Below are 19,463 nucleotides of genomic sequence, written 5' to 3'. Positions count from 1 at the left end.
TTCAGAAAGTATCCCGCTACGTTGCGGGTTATTTGTTTGTAATTTGCAAAGTACGTTATTTATTCTGCACGAAATGTTTGGGTCAACAAGGGAAGAGAAAAGTATAAAAAGATGACAATTCCGACTTCATTATAAAAATGTGATTTCGATCCGGCGAAAAGCAAGTTTATCGTGAATAATCAATGATAAAGATCGGTTTAAATAATGCAATAAGCGGGAATTTGAATATATATGCTCGAATTATCCATGTCTCTTCCGATTAAAGTGCAAAATGGTGGGCTATTTATTTCCCGAGGCGTGGGAAGCCATCCGGCGCGGCAATTGCAATCCTGGGAAATTATCTTTGTCGAAAAAGGGACATTAACGATTCGCGAAGGCCAGACCGTTTTTTGCGTGAATGCCGGAGAAAGTTTGCTGCTATGGCCGCAGCGTTCGCATATTGGTGTGGGACAGTTTCCGGCTGATTTGAAATTTTACTGGCTACACTTTGAGGTGACAGCAGAAAACGATGCTTCACTTACAGAACCGTTGCTTGCGATTCCTCAGCATGCCCGGGTTAGCGAGCCACAAAATATTATTTCGCTGTTTCGCCAGTTCTTACGCGAGCAGGAAAATATTCATCGCAGCGTTGCGCTGGAACTGATCCTACTGCTGATTTTGCAGCAAATCTCCGCGGCGGCTAGCGAGCAACCCGCAGATAGCCCCGGCAATGCGCTGGCATGGAAAGCGCAACAAATAATCCACACCCAGTTCCACCTGCCGATTAGTGCTTCAACTCTGGCGAAAGAGTTGCATTGCAATGCGGATTATCTGGGGCGTGTATTCCGTAGCGCTTTCCGGCTGACGCTAACTGAAGCATTGCATCGCCAGCGGGTAAGGGCGGCAGAAAAACTGTTGATCAGCGATTCGTTGTCGCTTACCGAAGTGGCGATTAAATGTGGGTTTAATGATGTGGGTTACTTTCGCAAAATCTTTCGTAAACATACCAGCCTGACGCCTGCGGCGTGGAAACGGCGCTACTGCAAAGAGCATATTAATTCGGCGTAAATGAGGATCGCCGGGTGGCGCTATGCTTACCCGGCCTACAAAATGACAGACCAGTGCAAGCACAGCGCCGCCGGACGTTAGTTTTGCCCGTAATACGCATTCACACCGTGTTTGCGCAGATAATGTTTATCCAGCAACTCAGGCTGCATATCCGGCAACTGCGGAGCCAACTGGCGCGAGAACAGCCCCATGTAGGCGCACTCTTCGAGCACCACGGCGTTATGTACGGCGTCTGCGGCATCTTTACCCCAGGCAAACGGACCGTGTGAATGCACTAACACTGCCGGAACTTGCATCGGGTTCAGGTCCCGTTGCTCAAAGGTCTGAATGATCACCTCACCGGTTTGATATTCATATTCGCCATTGATCTCTTCAACGGTCATCAGCCGGGTACACGGAATAGAACCATAGAAATAATCGGCATGCGTGGTGCCCCATGCCGGGAGATCAAGACCCGCCTGCGACCAGATCGTCGCGTGGCGTGAGTGAGTATGGACGATTCCACCGATCTCAGGGTAGCGACGGTACAGCGCCAGATGGGTTGGCGTGTCAGATGAGGGTTTTTTACTGCCTTCAACCACGTCGCCGCTTGCAATATCCACCACCACCATATCGTTGGCGGTCATCACGTCATATTCCACGCCGGACGGCTTAATCACCATCAGCTTACGCGTTTCATCCACAGCGCTGACGTTACCCCAGGTAAAGGTGACTAAACCATGAGCCGGAAGCGCCAGATTGGCCGCCAGCACCTCGGCTTTCAGTTGTTCTAACATGAAAATCCTCCTTCCTGCATACGTGCTTCTATCCAGCGTCGTGCCTGGATAATTTCCAGTACCGGCTCATTCGCTTTTTCAGTCCACATTTCAATCAGAAACGACCCGCGATAGTTCAGCTCATGCAGCGTTTTGAAGATACCAACAAAGTCCACGCACCCTTCGCCAAAAGGGACATCGCGAAACTGGCCCGGATGGGTTTCGGTTACCGGCAGCGTGTCTTTCAGGTGGATAGCGGCGATACGGTCGATGCCCAGCGTCAATTCGGCAGTGACGTCATTACCCCATGCGCTGAGGTTGCCCACGTCCGGATAGACGGTGAACCACGGCGATGACAGCATTTCATCCCACTTTTTCCACTTGCTAATTGAGTTCATAAAAGCGGTATCCATGATTTCTACCGCCAGCATGACCTGCGCGGCGGCGGCTTGCTCGACTGCCCATGCCAGCCCTTCGGCAAAGCGCTGCTGCGTACCTTCGTCATGTTCCTCGTAATAGACGTCGTAACCTGCCAGTTGAATAGTGCGGATACCCAAATCGCGCGCGAGACGAATGGCTTTGGTCATGATGTCGCGTGCCCGAATACGGACTGATTCATCGCGGCTGCCAAACGGAAAACGGCGGTGGGCGGACAGGCACATTGAGGGGATTGCCACGCCGGTTTCCAGCATCGCACTCACCAACGATGCACGCTGAGCAGGGCTCCAGTCGAGACGCGACAGGCGTTCATCGGTTTCATCCACCGACATCTCGACGAAATCAAAACCACAGCTTTTCGCCAGCACCAGACGCTCCGGCCAGGAGAGGTCTTTCGCCAGCGCTTTTTCATAGATACCTAACGGATGATTACGCATACTGTGCTCCCCAGATGGCGTCGATTTGCGCATGGAATTCAGCGGCAACCTGCGTTGGGTTTTGCGCCCCAGCCAGCGCGCGTCCGGCGATAAAGGCTTTAACGTTGATATCGCGAAACAGCGGCAGGTCGGCGGGCGTAATCCCGCCGGTAATCGACAACTCCAGACCGATATCGGAAAGCGCTTTCATGCGCGCCAGATCCGCTTCTCCCCATTGTTGTCCGCTGGCCTGAGCATCGCGGCCACGATGGTAAATTGCCTGGCGAACCCCAACGCGATACCAGTCACGGGCATCATCCAGCGTCCAGTTGCCGAACAGTTCCATCTGAATTTCGCCGCCGCAGGACTGCGCGACGCCATGGCCTTTCTCCACCGTCGCCAGTGGGGCAGCGCAGATGATGGTCATCCAGTTAGCGCCAGCGCCAAATGCTTGCTGTGCGAGGGTTTCACCCGCATCGGCCACCTTCCAGTCGGCAACGATGATTTTATTTGGACACTGAGTACGCAGCGCTTTCACGGCAGCCAGGCCTTCGGTTAAGCAGAGAATCGTCCCTGCCTCAACGATATCGACGCTCTCTTGTAGCAGTGCGACATCGTGTTGGGCCGCCTGCAGGTTGGTGTGGTCGAGCGCCAGTTGCAGTAATGGTCGACTCATCATTCGTGCTCCTTAATGCGGGCGTGATAGCCCTGTAGTGCGGTAATTAAATTCTGGTATTGGCGGTATTTACGCTGGTAGATCGCATGCGCGGCGGCGTCTGGCAGCAGTGTGCGCACCGGGTGCTGTAAGCTACGCTGCGCTTCGCTGAAATTGTGATAAACGCCGGTGCCTACGCGGGCGGCAAGCGCTGCGCCAAAGCAACCGGTCTCTTCAATCTGCGGCAGCTCGATACGTAAGCCGCTGACGTCTGCCAGCATTTGCATCCAGATGTCGGAGTGGGCCGGACCTCCGGTGACGCGCAGGGTATGTGCCTGTGTAAAACGTTCGCGCATGCGGTTCAGGTGGGTCATGTGGCTGAAAACAACGCCTTCGTAGATGGCCTGTAATAAGTGGGCACGAGTGTGTATAGCCTGCATGCCATAAAAGCCGCTGGTCATCTCCAGCCCGGCGTTGCTGCCGTACAAAAAGGGCAGAAAGAAAAGCGCGCTACCGGCTTTCGGTAAGCTGGCAACGGCCTGATTAATCTCATCAAAAGAGAGTTCGCCCCACTGGGCGGTAAACCATTCCAGATTGCCGGAGGAGGTCGGACTGGCTTCATGAACAATGTACTGCCCGTCATTTACATAGCGACCATAAACATAGGGATGGGGCTCGTGGTCGCGCAGGCCGTGAGCGATCCCGCTGGTGACGGCCCAGGTACCCATCACCGCGTTGAGGGTGCGTTCATCTTCGATACCGGCGCAGAGTGCGGTGGAAACCACATCAAACAGTCCGCCGACGACGGGGGTACCCGCCGCCAGACCGGTGATGGCGGCTGTCTGAGCGGTGATTTCCCCGCATATTTCTGCTGAACCAATGATGGGGGGCAGGGCATTGTCGATTTCACTGATGCCCAGCCACTGGGTCAGCCTCGGGTCGTACTGACCCGTGGTCATGTTGTAGAGGTTCGACTCGGAGATATTGCTCTCTTCGCAGCCTTTGACGCCGGTTAAGCACCAACGCAGGTAGTCATGACCCATCATGACGCTTCCAATTTGCGCGTAGCGCTGAGGGGAGTTCTCTTTCACCCAGCGCAGGAGCGATGCCGGATGCCCGGTCCACAATGTCTGGCGGGTGACCGGGTAGAGCTGCTCAGGGATCCCATCCTGCTGCCAGCGCTGAACGATGTCCATCGCGCGTCGGTCAGAAGAGAGAATGGCATTGCCTAGCGGCTTATCTTGCTTATCGAGAAGGAACAGACCTTTGCCCTGAGCAGATATGCCGACGCCTTTGATTTGCTCACCGCACACGCCTGTACGCTTTAACAGCCCGGCAATGGTCGCGACGCACTGTTGCCACAGTTGGTGCATATCGCGTTCGGCGTAACCTGGTAATGGCGATATTGTCTGCAGCGATTGCCGGTTAATTCCCTGTTCATGACCTTTGGCATCATACAAACCTGCTTTCAGATATGTACCGCCGCAATCAATACCCAGCCAGAAGGTCGCTTTCTCACTCATCTTTGTTATCTCATTTTTGCCGGATGGCGCTGCGCTTATCCGACCTGGGACGGTTGCTAGCTGTAGGCCCGGTAAGCGAAGCGCCACCGGGCATTGTTTTAAGCTGTACGTTTATGTGGATTCAGCGTCTTTAGCGGCGCGACGCCGGCATCGCATTTCGCTGGCAGCAGCAGCGCCATCAGCGCGGCCAGAGCCAGTGAAATGGCCAGGCAGTAAACGCCCGCATCTTTGCTGTACAGGGTGATGAGAACGCCGACCGCGTAAGGGCCGCAGAAGCCACCGAGGTTGCCGAGAGCGTTGATGACCCCACGTGCGCCACCTGCCATTTCTGCGCTGAACAAACGCGCCGGAATAGTCCAAAACACGCCCGCAGCCGATTGCAGGAAGAATCCGCAGCCGACCAGCGCGGCATAAGCCAGCCAGACGTTATTTTTCAGCGCCACAGAGAGGAACATGCACAAGGCGAAGCCAATCAGCGGCAGGCAGACGAACAGCTTGCGTTTACCGGTGCGGTCAGAGAGTGAAGAGAACAGGAACATCCCGGCAATTGCGCCGACGTATGGCAGAATGGCGAGCATGCCGACCTGTCCCATGCTGCTGTGCGTCAACTCTTTGAGGATGGTCGGCAGCCACAGGGTGTAACCGTAAATCCCGGTCTGATAGAAGAAGTTCAGCGCGATTAGCTGCCACATGGTTTTATCGGACAGCACTGCACTCAGAGAGGCATTTTTGACTTCGGTTCCGGCAATGGCTTTTTGCTCGGCGGCCAGCGTCTCAACGAGGTAATTTTTCTCGGCCTCAGAGATCCAGCGCGCTTCCTGTGGACGGTCGTAAACGGTATAGGCCCACAGCACCAGGACGACGACAGACAATAAACCTTCAATGATAAACAGCCAACGCCAGTCGAGAACGGTAATGATCCAACCCGAGAGCGGGGCGGTGATGATCCCGGCAATCGGCACAAACATAATCACAATCGCATTGGCGCGACCGCGTTCTGCATCGGGGAACCAGTTACTGATCATCGTCAGCACGACCGGCAGCATGCCGCCTTCGGCAACGCCGAGTAAGAAGCGCAAAACCAGCAGTTGATACTGATTTGTGATTAAGCCCGTCAGAACGGAAATGACCGCCCAGGCAACCAAGGACCAGCCGATAAATTTCTTGCCGCTGCCGTGAACGGCAATTTTTCCGCCGGGAACCTGCAAAAATAGATAGCCGATAAAGAAAATACCGCCGGCCAGACCGGCCATGGTGGCGGAAATACCTAATTCCTCATCCATTCCGCCGGGCATCGCGAATGCGATATTGACGCGGTCCATATAAGAAATAATACAGGCGATGAGAATAGGTGGAATAATCCGTAGCCAGCGCTGACGGGGTATGTCTTGAAGTGTAGGGCGAGAGGTCATGTTCATATTAATATTCTCGTAGAGTAGTATTTTATTTTTATAGTTTTGCTTTATTTAATGCGGCGATACCGTCGCGCAATATCGCTACACGATGGTTCACATCTGCACTGGCGTTTATTTCCAGCAATTTAATGCCAGAAAATTGCAATGGATCGGCTCCTGCGCAGGCGAATAATTCGCGGGCATGCTCCGTGGTCATCAGGCCTTCTGGACAGAAAGGGGCAAACGGTGCATGTAAGTCCTGCCACTCGCCGTATTCCCCCGTAAGCGTGGTGCCGGAGAACATCAGTGCGCCCAGTTTCCCAGCCCGTTTGGCCTGCTGCGTGTGGGTCAGCGGTAGAGTGAGGTTCCGTCCTTCAATGGCCGAGCGCGCCCAGTTAATGCACACGCTGATGCCATATCCGGTTATCGCGTCCAGCACGTTGTCTAACGGTAAAAAGCCTTTGCGTGGCGCGGGACCTGTCATGGCATCGCAATGTTCCAGCACCAGATCGCAGGACCAGTCCCAGCGGGTAATTTCTTTCAGTGAACGAGCAAACGCGTCGGTGGCCTGATCGACGTTCGGGTTGCCTGCTAGTGGGGCCGCATGCAGCTCCAGCGCGATTACTTTTCCGCCGTTGGCCGCATTGATATGGTTGATTTTCTGCTGCAGATGACGGTAATACGCCACGCAGGCTTTACGCTGTTCTTCGTCGCTGGAAGCCAACCCGAAGCCACCATTAGTACCGCGACGGCGCATGGTTTCCATAATAGCCGTGACCACGATTTGCCAGTCGCCCGGCGTATGGCGTAACAACCATTCGTCGCCTAACGGATGCAGATTTTCAAGGCAGGGCTGCTCCAGTCCGCGAATATCCGCTGTATCGGAGAGCTGTCGCCAGAATTCCTTCTCTTCCTCTTCACCCTTTTGGTGAAATGAGGGTGCACAAGGGTACGCACCGATAATATAACCGGTAGTGTTAGCTTTCATTTTTGTGCTCCTTTTATAAAACTGAAATAGCAACCTTCACGACTATTTTGCGGATCGGCGTGGCGACAGTTTTATGACATGCTGGACGATGAACATCCTGCGGGAAGAATATGGCGTAACTTCCCGGAATCATTTCAATGAAAGATTCATGTTCGCTGGCGTGATAAAAAATAATATCGCGCTGTTCTAATAACGATTCACTGATTTGGTTATTCCCGGTATCAATGGCGATCCCGATTTTCTCTTCACCCCAGGCCAGAAACTGAATATCCAGATAGCGGCGATGCACCTCAGGACGATTTTCGGCAACGTCACGCGTGGTTAAATCAATAATTTGCGCGAAGATATTTTTACCGTCGATCTCCACCACGCCCGGCTCCAGTTTGCGAAAATCTGCGGTGCGCAGAAAGTCGAGCGCCCTTTCAATCGCAGCAGGCAAATGGCATGGGTTAGGTTGAGCAATATGTCCGAAGATCATGGTGTTGCTCCTTACAGGGCCTGAATTTTTGCCCAGACGCTGTCGTCAACGGTGATACCGTTCCGGCGATTTTCTTCCAGTAGCTTTGTAAACTCGTGGCCCGGCAGACGGACAGGCGTGTTTTCATCTGCGCGTTCGGCGGTGGTGATGAAATCCATAATCCGCTGTAGCTTGGCATCACGGGTGGCGCCATCAATCAGCTTATCCACTTCAATGGCGATAAATATCTGTGAAACGCCATATTCATCGCTATTATCCTGGGTGACTTCCGCAACGGAAGAGCCATCAGAAAGCAGAGTGGCAATCATATCCAGCACAATCGACAGACCTGAACCTTTCCAGTAACCCATTGGCAATATGCGACGGTTTTTTTCTATAACGCCCGGCTCTTTGGTGAGATTGCCTTCATCATCAAAGCCACCATCTACCGGCAGTTCGCGACCGGCCAGGCGATTCACTTCCAACATGCCGTAGGAGAACATCGACATCGACATATCAACCATGGTGATTGGCGATGAGGGGATCGCGACGATCAGTGGGTTAGTGCCAATGCGGCACTCTTTCGAACCCCACGGCGGCATGACAGCAATCGAGTTAGTCCAGCAGATACCGATGTAACCTTTCTCCGCCGCCTGCCAGCCATAGCTGCCGCCGCGCATCCAGTGGTTGGCGTTACGCAGTGCGACCAGGCCAATACCGTGATCGGAGGCCAGCTCAATGGCTCTGTCCATCATCTTTTTCGCCGTCAGATTGCCGATCGAACGCTGAGCATCCCATTGTTCAATCGCCCCCAGGCTGGTAATGCGTTGCGGTTTGGCCTCAGGAATGATGTCGCCGTTATCCAATTGCTGAATAAAACGAGGAAAACGATTCACACCGTGCGAATAAACGCCGGACTCGGTAGTGCGCGCAAACATTTCGGCACAGGCATCGGCGGTTTCAACGGCAATACCGCGTGCCAGCAGTACCCGATTGAACGCATCTTTCAACTGCTCAAAAGTGACTTTCATTCCTGTTTCCTTGTTTAAATTTGATCGCTTTTTTATCTCTAAATTTCACTATGCGAAATCTGATTTCAAATATAGCGATCAAATTTTGACAGATCAACGGGGTGGTCTATTTTTTAAAATCATCAAAATCAAATAGTTGTGTTTTTTCGGTTCAGATCGTGAACTGAAACACACTTTGCGCTACCATCAGAGCGCGACGAAAAGGGGAGCGGAAGCGATGGGCACAAAAGAGAGTGAAATGACGCAAGACAAAGAGAGGCCAGCCGGAAGTCAGAGCCTGTTCCGTGGTTTGATGTTGATTGAGATTCTGAGTAACTATCCGAATGGGTGCCCATTGGCCCATCTGTCTGAACTGGCCGGGCTGAACAAAAGTACTGTGCATCGACTCCTGCAAGGGCTGCAGTCCTGCGGATATGTCACGCCTGCACCTGCTGCGGGTAGCTATAGGCTGACCACCAAATTTATCGCCGTTGGGCAGAAGGCGCTGTCGTCACTGAATATCATCCATGTTGCCGCTCCGCACCTCGAAGCGTTGAATATTGCTACTGGTGAAACAATCAACTTCTCCAGCCGTGAAGATGACCACGCGATTCTGATTTATAAGCTGGAACCGACGACGGGCATGCTGCGTACTCGCGCTTATATCGGTCAACATATGCCACTGTATTGCTCCGCGATGGGTAAAATTTACATGGCGTTTGGGCATGCGGATTATGTGAAATCTTACTGGGAGAGCCATCAGGATCTGATTCAGCCGCTGACCCGCAATACCATTACCGGTTTACCGGCGATGTACGACGAATTGGCGCAGATCCGCGAAAGCAGTATGGCGATGGATCGGGAAGAGAACGAATTGGGCGTTTCCTGTATTGCCGTGCCGGTGTTTGATATTCATGGTCGGGTGCCGTACGCAGTGTCAATTTCACTCTCTACCTCGCGACTTAAGCAGATAGGGGAAAAAAATCTACTCAAGCCGCTACGGGAAACCGCGCAGGCCATTTCAAATGAGCTGGGTTTTACCGTTCGCGATTAGGCACATGCCAGGCGTCGTTCAGGCACCTGACACTATTTAACCGTTTCCCCTGTCCGATCAAAGCGTCAGGGGCGGTCTCTCTGGCACTCTGTGGTTTTCACGCAGAAGGAGGGGGCAATGAACGCGTTTATTATGGCGGATGCGGCAAAATGTATTGGATGTCGTACCTGTGAAGTTGCCTGTGTCGTCGCGCATCAGCAAAACCAGGACTGTGCGTCGGTCTCTTCTTCTGCGTTTATCCCGCGGATTCGGGTAATCAAAGACGACGCCTTTACCACGGCGGTCGCCTGCCATCAATGCGAAGACGCTCCCTGTGCGAATGTTTGTCCAACTCACGCCATTCGTCGTGAACATGGGCATATCTTCGTTGAACAGGCACGTTGTATTGGTTGTAAAAGCTGTATGCTGGCCTGCCCGTTTGGGGCAATGAATGTCGTCGCCCGTTCGTCGCGGGTGCAGGCGATAAAATGCGATTTGTGCTGGCATCGCGAGACGGGGCCAGCGTGTGTCGAAGCCTGCCCGACCAGCGCGTTGCAGTGTGTTGATGCCGTCAGTATTCAGCGCCAGCGCCTGCGTTCACAGCCGCTGTGAAGTGAGCCCGACCCACACCTGGGTCGGGTTTGCGTTAGCCTTCCAGCCAGGCGCGTTCGATCTCTTCAGCCAGAATCTTCACGCCAGCTTCGATTTTCTCAGGTTCTGGTACGTAGTTCATCCGCATGCACTGATGGGTATGCGGCCAGGGTTTATCCAGACCTGGGAAGAAGTAGTCACCAGGAACCATCAGCACGCCGCGCGCTTTCAGACGCTGATACAACAGTTCGGTAGTGATAGGCAAATCTTTGAACCATAACCACAGGAAAATAGCCCCTTCTGGTTTATGAATCAGGCAGCGATCTTCTGACAAGTAGCGGCGAATAATCGCAATCGTCTCCTGAACGCGCTGATAGTAAAACGGCTTGATAACCGTTTCGGACAGGCGCAGCAGATCGTTACGTTTAATCATCTCACACATCATTGCCGGACCCATTCCGCCAGGAGCCAGGCTGATGATGCCGTTCATATTGGTAATCGCAGTGATGATTTTTTCATTTGCGATAATGATGCCGCAGCGGGAGCCTGGCAGACCCAGCTTGGAAAGGCTCATGCACAGCACAATGTTGGGGTTCCACAGCGGACGCGCTTCGCTAAAAATGATGCCGGGGAACGGTACGCCATAGGCGTTATCAATCACCAGTGGGATCCCATGCTGGTTGGCCAGCCGGTCCAGCTTCATCAGCTCGTCGTCGGTGATCACGTTGCCTGTCGGGTTAGTGGGGCGCGACACGCAGATCATCCCCGTCTCTTCACCGATGTGCAGGTGTTCAAAATCAACGTGATACTTAAACTGGCCTTCCGGTAACAGTTCGATGTTCGGACGTGCGGAGACAAAGAGATCCTCTTCCAGCCCGGAATCGGCATAGCCAATGTATTCCGGCGCTAACGGGAATAACACTTTTTGCGTTGTTCCGTCAGCGCGGCGTCCGGCGAACAGATTGAATAAGTAGAAAAACGCGCTCTGACTGCCATTTGTCAGTGCAATATTTTGTGGTTCGATATCCCAACCCTGCTTCTCACGTAGCAGTTTCGCCAGTTCAGACAGTAGCTCGGTTTTCCCTTGCGGACCGTCATAATTGCAAAGCGCATCAGTGGCTTTGCCGTTTTCCAGCATATCTGTCAGCAGAGACTGGAAGTAATTTTGCATCTCTGGAATTTGCGCCGGATTACCACCGCCGAGCATGATGGCGCCTGGGGTGCGTAAACCGTCGTTGAGGTCCTCCATCAGGCGGGTGATGCCTGAATGGCGGGTAAATTTGTCGCCAAAAAGTGAGAATGTCATAGCAGGGGGTCTGTCGAACTGAGTAGTAAAGTGGCTAACCATAGCGCTACCTATGGCAGGGTGCAAATCAGGGGGGAGGGGCTGGATTGATGTTTTATGCTGCAGATGTTTACCTGGCTGGTTTTTTATTTTGTGTTGAGCTTCCCGCTGTATGCACAGCGAGAAGCCTGTTGGGATCAGGGCTGACCGGCCCACACCACCATCACCTTATCGTCGCCATGCTCGCGGATAAATCCGTATCCCTGCTTCAATGTCAGCGTGGTCTGTTTACCGGCACCGATGGCGGGATGTCTGGCCCGGAACTGACTGATGCGTTGCCAGTGAGCGACGCTGGCAGCAGATTCCCCGGTAACATCCTGCCAGTTCATTTCTGAGCGCGTACCCTGCAATGGGTCTGAACCTGTTGGTCCAAAGGGCCGGGCCGACTCGTCGCCGTAAAAGAGTTGTACCGCGCCTGGCGCCAGCAGCAATAGCTCGGCAGCTTTATCTCCACCTTCGCGGAACAGACGCGTATCGTGCGAGGATAGATAGCTCAGAACGTTGAAATCTTGCAATTTTTCCGCCATCTGTTGCCAGGTGAGATCCATACTCGCCAGACAATCGACGGCCTTTGCCGCCTGCTCCTGATAGTCGAAATTGATCATCGCATCAAAGCCGTGACGGTAATAGTCGCTTTGCATCACGCCATGACCCCAAGCCTCGCCGGTCATCCAGAAAGGTTTGTCATCAAGCGCTTTATCCGGGTTCGCTTTCTTCCATTCAACCAGTGCCGCGCTGGCCTGTGTTTTTAACTGCTGCCAGGCGGGAAGTTCGACGTGTTTGGCGGTATCGACCCGAAACCCGTCAATCCCGTAATCACGCACCCACTGGCTGAGCCAGTGGGTCAGATAATCGCGGGGCGTGTAACCAGCAATAGCTTTAGCGTGCGTATCCGGTTTGTGTTGATAAAAGTTTGGTAGCCCGGAAGGCGTGGTGGATTCGGTTTTCAGATCGGGCAGGAAAGCCAGCGACATGGTCAGGTCGTCAAAACCCGGATTGTCGTAATCGCCAATATCGGTGCGGATCCAGTTTTTCCCCCACCATTTTTCCCAGCCTGCTTTATCGCTGAAGTTGATGTAATCATTAAAGCTGTGCCAGCTTTGCCCGGCGGCTGGCTTCCAGTCCGTCCAGCGTTCACCGAGCGTGTTTTTCAGTTCATCGCCCGACAAGTACAGGGCCCCAAACTGATACTCCTGCATATCCGCCAGCGTGGCGTAGCCGGTATGATTCATGACGACATCAAACAGGATGCGAATGCCGCGCTGGTGCGCGCCGTCAACCAGCGCACGCAGGTCAGCTTCATTACCCATATTCGCGTCGAGCGTGGTCCAGTCCTGAGTGTAATAGCCGTGGTAAGCATAATGGGGGAAATCGCCTTTGGTGCCACCGCCGACCCAGCCGTGGATTTGCTCAAACGGCGCGCTGATCCATAACGCATTGACGCCCAGTTGTTGCAGATAGTCGAGTTTGCTGGCAAGACCGCGTAAATCGCCCCCGTGGAAGGTGCCAATTTCCTGCATGCCATCGCTGCGCCGACCGTAGCTGTGGTCGTTGCTCGGGTCACCATTTACAAAGCGATCCGTCAGGACGAAGTACACCGTAGCGTTATGCCAGTCGAAAGCGGCTGGGGCGTCAGTTTCCGCCCGTTCCAGCAGCAACAGTCCGTTACTGGCTGCAGCAGGCTGTAGGGTAATCGACCCATTTTTTACCGTTGCCGTTTGCTGGCTGTAGAAATCACGTACCACGGCACCTTCCGGAAAGGTCTGGCTCACATCCAGTGTTAACGGCGAACCATCCCATTTCGGGCACTGGCGAATCTGGGTCGTGACAGGGTCAGCGGCGCTTTTTACCGAGAGCATCAACGTTGGCGTTCCGGAGCGGGTATCCACTTCCAGCGTGTAATCGCCGTCTTTGAATAAGCGCCACTGCGGCGGGGCGCCTTCACACGGTTTTAGTGACAGCATCTGGTTGAGTTTTATTGCATCAGCAGGCTGCCAGCACTGTTGGTCAAAATTTAGGATTAAAGGACGCGTACCCTTCGTCAACGCTGCATGGCTGACGAATTTACCCGTACCTTCCGCTTCGAAGGTGGGGAGTCCCTGAGAAGTCCATGATGAGGCGATGGCAATGCCGGGCATGAGCGCCAGCGCAACGGCGGCAAGTTTCATAATGCTGTCCTTGGTGCTGCAATTTTCGCCAGTTTGCCAGTGAAATCAGGCCGGAAACTCCTCCTTTGAGTCGATTCCGCCAGGAGGAGAAGTGAGGGTGAGCGATCGCGCGCAAAAAATGAACTTATTTTGCGATAACCTCCACATTTTCTTCGAATTAATAGCACCCTGAACCGTTAATGCGTGACATGGTTTCAGAATTGGACTATTCCTTTGGGTGCTCTTGACGGCTATTTTTGATATGATTTGAGATTCATCTCTCATTTTTGTGAAAAATATAAGGTGTTGGAATGTATAAATCCGACCAGGAGACCTAATGATATTGACTCCCATTCGACGATATGGGGCAATGATTCTTATGTTACTCACCGTTGCATTTTCGGGTGAGGTGCTGGCAAAGACACACACGGCGACAACGAGTCACAAGCCCCAGGTAATCAAGACAAGTAATACACAGGTAAGCAGTAAACAAGAGTATTCTCGCAATAGTGCAAAGAGTAGTTCACTTCCTGATTTGCGAAAATACCCTTCCGGAACACCAAGGAAAAAAGCGTTTCTCCGGACGGTTATGCCTTATATTACCAGTCAAAATGCTGCCATTACGGCGGACCGTAACTGGCTGATTTCAAAACAGTACCAGAACCGCTGGTCACCGACTGAGCGTACGCGTATGAAAGACATCGCGAAGCGCTACAAGGTGAACTGGTCTGGCAACACGCGTAAAATTCCGTGGAATACGCTGCTTGAGCGCGTAGACATTATCCCGACCAGTATGGTGGCAACCATGGCTGCGGCTGAAAGTGGCTGGGGTACGTCGAAGCTGGCGCGTAGCAACAACAACCTGTTTGGCATGAAATGTGGCAAAGGTCGTTGTAACAATGCACCGGGTAAAGTGAAAGGCTACTCACAGTTTGAATCGGTGAAAGAGTCGGTGAATGCCTACGTCATTAACCTGAACACGCATCCGGCTTACTCTTCTTTCCGTAAGTCACGTGCGCAGCTGCGTAAAGCCGATCAGGAAGTCACCGCTACCGCGATGATTCATAAGCTGAAGGGTTATTCCACTAAAGGACAGAGCTACAACAACTATCTGTTCGCAATGTATCAGGATAACCAGCGTTTAATCGCCGCGCATATGTAATTCTGTGTGCCGGATGGCGGCTTCGCCGCATCCGGCAATATTCCTCACAGCAACACTTCGCTGTTCACATCGCGATACTCTTTGGGCGTCGTGTCATACTCTTTCTTAAAGACCGAATAAAAGTATTGCAGAGACGGATAGCCGCACATCTGTGAAATTTCGTTGATTGAAAGCGTGGTAGAAATCAACAGGCTGCGCGCTTTTTCCAGCTTTTCGGCATGAATCACGGCGTGGATAGTCTCTCCGACCTCTTCTTTAAAACGCTTCTCCAGATTCGAACGAGAAATCCCCACTGAATCCAGCACTTGTTCAACCTTAATACCTTTACAGGCATGGTTGCGGATAAAGTGCATCGCCTGAATCACCGCCGGATCGGTTAATGAACGGTAGTCGGTTGAGCGGCGTTCAATGACGCGCACCGGAGGAACCAGTGTACGTTGCAGCGGCAGCTCTTCATTTGCCAGTAAACGATGTAAGAGTTTAGCGGCCTGATACCCCATCTGCCTGGCTCCCTGGGCCACGGATGACAGCGCCACCCGCGACAGATAGCGGGTCAGTTCTTCGTTGTCGATCCCAATCACACACAGCTTTTCCGGTACTGGAATATGCAGGTGCTCGCAGACTTGCAGGACGTGCCGTGCCCGCGCGTCGGTAACGGCGATAATACCGGTTTGCGGCGGTAGTGTTTGTAGCCAGTCCGCCAGACGATTTTGCGCGTGCTGCCAGTTTTCCGGTGCGGTTTCCAGCCCCTGATAGACAACGCCGCGGTACTTCTCTTTGGCAACCAGCTGGCAAAACGCATATTCACGTTCCGCGGCCCAGCGTTTGCCGCTTGAAGAAGGCAGACCATAAAACGCAAAGCGGTTAACCCCTTTCTCTTTCAGATGCAGGAAAGCGCTTTCTACCAACGCGTGGTTATCGGTGGCGATGTAATGTACTGGGGGATAATCTTGCTCCAGATGGTAGGAGCCTCCAACACCGATAATGGGAACCTCCACATCGGCAAGTAATTGTGCAATGTCATCATCGTCATAATCAGCAATAACGCCGTCGCCTAACCAGTCTTTAATATTATCGATACGGGCGCGGAAATCTTCCTCAATGAATATATCCCACTCGGATTGCGATGCCTGTAAATATTCACCCACTCCTTCTACCACCTGGCGGTCATAGGCTTTATTGGCATTAAATAACAGAGTGATGCGGTGACGTTTATCAAACATAAGAACCTGTCCTGGAAAGGTTAACGTGGGCCTGTCGATACTAGCAAAATCGCAGGTACGACTGCTTGATGAAGCGTGACAAATTTCTTATTTGCCTGGTGCTACGCAAAATTCACATACTGCCAGTGGGATGACAATTGCCATTTTTTATCTGCGCATTACGGTTTTTTGTTTATTGGCTAACCTTCGATCGTGATCGCTTTTTTATTTCGTTTTTCAGAGCGTTTTTTTGGGAGCCAGCGCACGTTTGGGTATTCTCTTAATAGCGGTGTGAAATAACGTAATTGAGCAATAAATCAGGAAATTCCAGTATAGCTACATCGCAGTTTACTTACCGTATTACCTGATTATGGAGCTTATTATGCCGGCTTATTTTGACCAACTCGATCGTGTTCGTTTTGAAGGCACTCAATCCACCAACCCGCTCGCATTTCGCCATTACAACCCTGACGAAATCGTATTGGGCAAGCGCATGGAAGATCATCTGCGTTTTGCTGCCTGCTACTGGCATACCTTCTGCTGGAACGGGGCGGATATGTTCGGTATGGGCGCTTTCGATCGTCCATGGCAGCAGCCTGGTGAAGCTCTGGCGCTGGCGAAACGCAAAGCGGATGTGGCATTTGAGTTTTTCCACAAGCTGAACGTGCCTTACTACTGCTTCCATGACGTGGATGTTTCGCCGGAAGGTGCGTCTTTGAAAGAGTACAAAAACAACTTTGCGCAGATGGTTGATGTGCTGGCGGCAAAACAGGAACAGAGCGGCGTGAAGCTGCTGTGGGGTACAGCAAACTGCTTCACTAACCCACGCTACGGTGCGGGTGCGGCCACAAACCCAGATCCAGAAGTGTTCAGCTGGGCAGCCACGCAGGTGGTTACGGCCATGGATGCCACGCACAAGTTAGGTGGTGAAAACTACGTTCTGTGGGGCGGTCGTGAAGGTTATGAAACGCTGCTGAATACCGATCTGCGTCAGGAACGTGAGCAGATTGGTCGTTTCATGCAATTAGTCGTGGAACACAAACACAAAACTGGTTTCCAGGGCACTTTGCTTATCGAGCCGAAACCGCAGGAACCGACCAAGCACCAGTACGACTACGATGCGGCGACCGTGTACGGATTCCTCAAGCAGTTCGGTCTGGAAAAAGAGATCAAACTGAATATTGAAGCCAACCACGCTACGCTTGCAGGCCATTCGTTCCATCACGAAATCGCCACCGCTATCGCGCTGGGTCTGTTTGGCTCTGTCGATGCCAACCGCGGCGATGCACAGCTGGGCTGGGATACCGACCAGTTCCCGAACAGCGTAGAAGAGAATGCCTTGGTGATGTACGAAATCCTGAAAGCGGGTGGCTTCACCACCGGCGGCCTGAATTTTGATGCCAAAGTACGTCGTCAGAGCACCGATAAATACGATCTGTTCTATGGTCATATTGGCGCGATGGATACCATGGCACTGTCGCTGAAAATTGCGGCCCGTATGATTGAAGACGGTGGCCTGGATCAGCGTGTGGCTAAACGTTATGCCGGTTGGAATGGTGAGCTGGGCCAGCAAATTCTGAAAGGCCAGATGACGCTGACAGAAATTGCGCAGTACGCTGAACAACACAACCTGGCGCCAGTGCACCAGAGCGGTCATCAGGAATTGCTGGAAAATCTGGTAAACCATTATTTGTTCGACAAATAACGGGTCTCTGAGAACGTCCGTAAGCCCGGTCTGCTAGCGCTACCGGGCCTTTCTTTAAGGAACGATGCCTTATGTATATCGGGATAGATCTTGGCACATCAGGCGTAAAGGCCATTCTGCTCAATGAGCAGGGCGATGTGGTGGCTTCACAAACGGAGAAACTCACCGTCTCGCGCCCGCATCCGTTATGGTCAGAACAAGACCCTGAGCAGTGGTGGCTGGCAACGGATCGCGCGGTAAAAGCACTGGGTCAGCAGCATTCACTCCGCAAGGTGAAAGCGTTGGGGATTGCCGGGCAGATGCACGGTGCGACGCTACTGGATGAACAACAGAAGGTATTGCGTCCGGCTATCTTATGGAACGACGGTCGCTGTGCTGAAGAGTGCGTGATGCTGGAGAATCAGGTTCCGCAGTCTCGATCGATCACTGGCAACCTGATGATGCCTGGCTTTACCGCGCCAAAACTGCTGTGGGTGCAACGCCACGAGCCGGAGATTTTCAACCAGATTGATAAAGTCCTGCTGCCGAAAGATTACCTGCGTTTGCGCATGACCGGTGATTTTGCCAGCGATATGTCTGATGCGGCAGGGACAATGTGGCTGGATGTCGCGAAGCGTGACTGGAGCGATGTCATGCTGGCTGCCTGTAAACTGACTCGCGCACATATGCCTGCGCTCTATGAAGGCAGCGAGATTACCGGAACCTTATTGCCAGACGTCGCCAAAGCCTGGGGAATGGAGGAGGTTGCGGTGGTTGCCGGAGGCGGTGATAACGCGGCGGGCGCGGTTGGCGTAGGCATGATGAATGCCGGTCAGGCGATGCTTTCGCTGGGGACATCCGGCGTCTATTTTGCGGTGAGTGATGGTTTCCTAAGCAAACCGGAAAGTGCGGTTCACAGTTTTTGCCATGCTTTGCCTGAGCGATGGCATCTGATGTCTGTAATGTTAAGTGCGGCATCGTGTCTGGACTGGGCGGCAAAATTAACCGGACTGGCGAGCGTTCCTGCGTTGATTGACGCTGCGCAACAGGCGGATGAACACGCGGAGCCGGTCTGGTTTTTACCTTATTTGTCCGGCGAGCGTACGCCGCATAACAATCCGCAGGCCAAGGGCGTATTTTTCGGTCTGACGCATCAGCATGGTCCGGCAGAACTGGCACAGGCGGTGCTGGAAGGTGTGGGTTTTGCGCTGGCTGACGGTATGGACGTGGTACATGCCTGTGGCATTCAGCCCGCCAGCATTACGCTGATCGGCGGCGGGGCACGTAGCGAATACTGGCGTCAGATGCTATCTGACATCAGCGGATTGCAGCTGGATTACCGTACCGGCGGTGACGTTGGCCCTGCACTCGGCGCGGCGCGCCTGGCGCAAGTTGCCATGAATCCGCAAACGTCGTTATCAGAGTTACTGCCTCAGCTTACGCTGGAGCAGGCGCATTATCCTGACGCGGAGCGTCATGCTCGTTATCAACAGCGTCGAGAAACCTTCCGTCGTATCTATCAGCAATTACAACCGCTGATGTCCTGACCACTTTCCCCTCTGGCTAGCAGAGGGGAATTTGCCGCATGCATATATCCACAAAAATAATAAATTATA

17 protein-coding genes are annotated in these 19,463 nt (G+C 52.9%); 6 read left to right on the top strand and 11 right to left on the bottom strand.

What is annotated here, in order from left to right; genetic code table 11:
• The first annotated feature begins 231 nt into the window (after positions 1-231).
• A complete protein-coding gene (locus OGY37_RS20510; protein WP_279275377.1) occupies positions 232-1,047 on the top strand; it encodes a helix-turn-helix domain-containing protein in 816 nt (271 codons plus the stop codon).
• Positions 1,048-1,124: 77 nt separating this feature from the next.
• On the opposite strand, the gene araD is transcribed toward OGY37_RS20510, so the two are convergent.
• From araD to yiaK, 8 genes are all read right to left on the bottom strand, one after another.
• A complete protein-coding gene (gene araD / locus OGY37_RS20505) occupies positions 1,125-1,823 on the bottom strand; it encodes an L-ribulose-5-phosphate 4-epimerase (RefSeq protein WP_286621699.1) in 699 nt (232 codons plus the stop codon).
• Complete coding sequence (locus OGY37_RS20500) at positions 1,817-2,677, bottom strand: L-ribulose-5-phosphate 3-epimerase (RefSeq protein WP_191235924.1); 861 nt, start codon at positions 2,675-2,677, stop codon at positions 1,817-1,819. The genes araD and OGY37_RS20500 overlap by 7 nt, the downstream gene beginning before the upstream one ends.
• Positions 2,670-3,332: a 3-keto-L-gulonate-6-phosphate decarboxylase UlaD gene (ulaD, locus tag OGY37_RS20495; protein ID WP_126956584.1), complete on the bottom strand. Its 663-nt coding sequence runs from the start codon at positions 3,330-3,332 to the stop codon at positions 2,670-2,672. Before ulaD ends, OGY37_RS20500 begins: the two co-directional genes overlap by 8 nt.
• On the bottom strand, positions 3,332-4,834 hold the full coding sequence (locus OGY37_RS20490; RefSeq protein WP_286621698.1) for an FGGY-family carbohydrate kinase: 1,503 nt from the start codon (positions 4,832-4,834) through the stop codon (positions 3,332-3,334). The genes ulaD and OGY37_RS20490 overlap by 1 nt, the downstream gene beginning before the upstream one ends.
• Before the next feature lie 98 nt (positions 4,835-4,932).
• Entirely contained in the window at positions 4,933-6,252 is a 1,320-nt protein-coding gene (locus tag OGY37_RS20485; RefSeq protein WP_286621697.1) for an MFS transporter, read from the bottom strand.
• 31 nt (positions 6,253-6,283) lie between these two features.
• Positions 6,284-7,216 carry a DUF4862 family protein gene (locus OGY37_RS20480; RefSeq protein WP_286621696.1) on the bottom strand — a complete coding sequence of 311 codons (933 nt, stop codon included), beginning with the start codon at positions 7,214-7,216 and terminating at the stop codon, positions 6,284-6,286.
• Positions 7,217-7,229: 13 nt separating this feature from the next.
• Positions 7,230-7,694, bottom strand: a complete 465-nt coding sequence (locus OGY37_RS20475; RefSeq protein ID WP_003827357.1) for a YhcH/YjgK/YiaL family protein — start codon at positions 7,692-7,694, stop codon at positions 7,230-7,232.
• An 11-nt stretch (positions 7,695-7,705) separates the two neighbouring features.
• Complete coding sequence (yiaK, locus tag OGY37_RS20470; RefSeq protein ID WP_003827358.1) at positions 7,706-8,704, bottom strand: 3-dehydro-L-gulonate 2-dehydrogenase; 999 nt, start codon at positions 8,702-8,704, stop codon at positions 7,706-7,708.
• Positions 8,705-8,921: 217 nt separating this feature from the next.
• Between yiaK and yiaJ the strand changes: the two genes are divergently transcribed.
• Positions 8,922-9,737, top strand: coding sequence for an IclR family transcriptional regulator YiaJ (gene yiaJ, locus OGY37_RS20465; protein ID WP_003827359.1), 816 nt, complete (start codon positions 8,922-8,924; stop codon positions 9,735-9,737).
• A 117-nt stretch (positions 9,738-9,854) separates the two neighbouring features.
• A complete protein-coding gene (locus OGY37_RS20460; protein WP_149280778.1) occupies positions 9,855-10,328 on the top strand; it encodes a 4Fe-4S dicluster domain-containing protein in 474 nt (157 codons plus the stop codon).
• 34 nt (positions 10,329-10,362) lie between these two features.
• Here OGY37_RS20460 and avtA read toward each other — a convergent pair whose 3' ends face one another.
• Together avtA and malS are read right to left on the bottom strand one after the other, a co-directional pair.
• Complete coding sequence (gene avtA / locus OGY37_RS20455; protein WP_126956466.1) at positions 10,363-11,613, bottom strand: valine--pyruvate transaminase; 1,251 nt, start codon at positions 11,611-11,613, stop codon at positions 10,363-10,365.
• 176 nt (positions 11,614-11,789) lie between these two features.
• Complete coding sequence (gene malS, locus OGY37_RS20450; protein ID WP_286621695.1) at positions 11,790-13,820, bottom strand: alpha-amylase; 2,031 nt, start codon at positions 13,818-13,820, stop codon at positions 11,790-11,792.
• 316 nt (positions 13,821-14,136) lie between these two features.
• Between malS and OGY37_RS20445 the strand changes: the two genes are divergently transcribed.
• Positions 14,137-14,961, top strand: coding sequence for a protein bax (locus OGY37_RS20445; protein ID WP_003827364.1), 825 nt, complete (start codon positions 14,137-14,139; stop codon positions 14,959-14,961).
• Between the two features lie 44 nt (positions 14,962-15,005).
• Here OGY37_RS20445 and xylR read toward each other — a convergent pair whose 3' ends face one another.
• Positions 15,006-16,184, bottom strand: a complete 1,179-nt coding sequence (gene xylR, locus OGY37_RS20440; protein WP_003827365.1) for a D-xylose utilization transcriptional activator XylR — start codon at positions 16,182-16,184, stop codon at positions 15,006-15,008.
• 361 nt (positions 16,185-16,545) lie between these two features.
• Here xylR and xylA point away from each other — a divergent pair, with 361 nt between their 5' ends.
• Both xylA and xylB read left to right on the top strand, forming a co-directional pair.
• Positions 16,546-17,868 (top strand): xylose isomerase, encoded by a 1,323-nt coding sequence (xylA, locus tag OGY37_RS20435; protein ID WP_003024252.1) that lies wholly within the window; start codon positions 16,546-16,548, stop codon positions 17,866-17,868.
• 71 nt (positions 17,869-17,939) lie between these two features.
• Positions 17,940-19,394 carry a xylulokinase gene (xylB, locus tag OGY37_RS20430; RefSeq protein ID WP_286621694.1) on the top strand — a complete coding sequence of 485 codons (1,455 nt, stop codon included), beginning with the start codon at positions 17,940-17,942 and terminating at the stop codon, positions 19,392-19,394.
• Positions 19,395-19,463 lie beyond the last annotated feature (69 nt).

The organism is Citrobacter sp. Cpo030 (assembly GCF_030333005.1).
Lineage (GTDB): Bacteria > Pseudomonadota > Gammaproteobacteria > Enterobacterales > Enterobacteriaceae > Citrobacter > Citrobacter portucalensis.
Note: the sequence above shows the minus strand (reverse complement) of the source record. Positions and strands in the feature narration are given on the sequence as shown.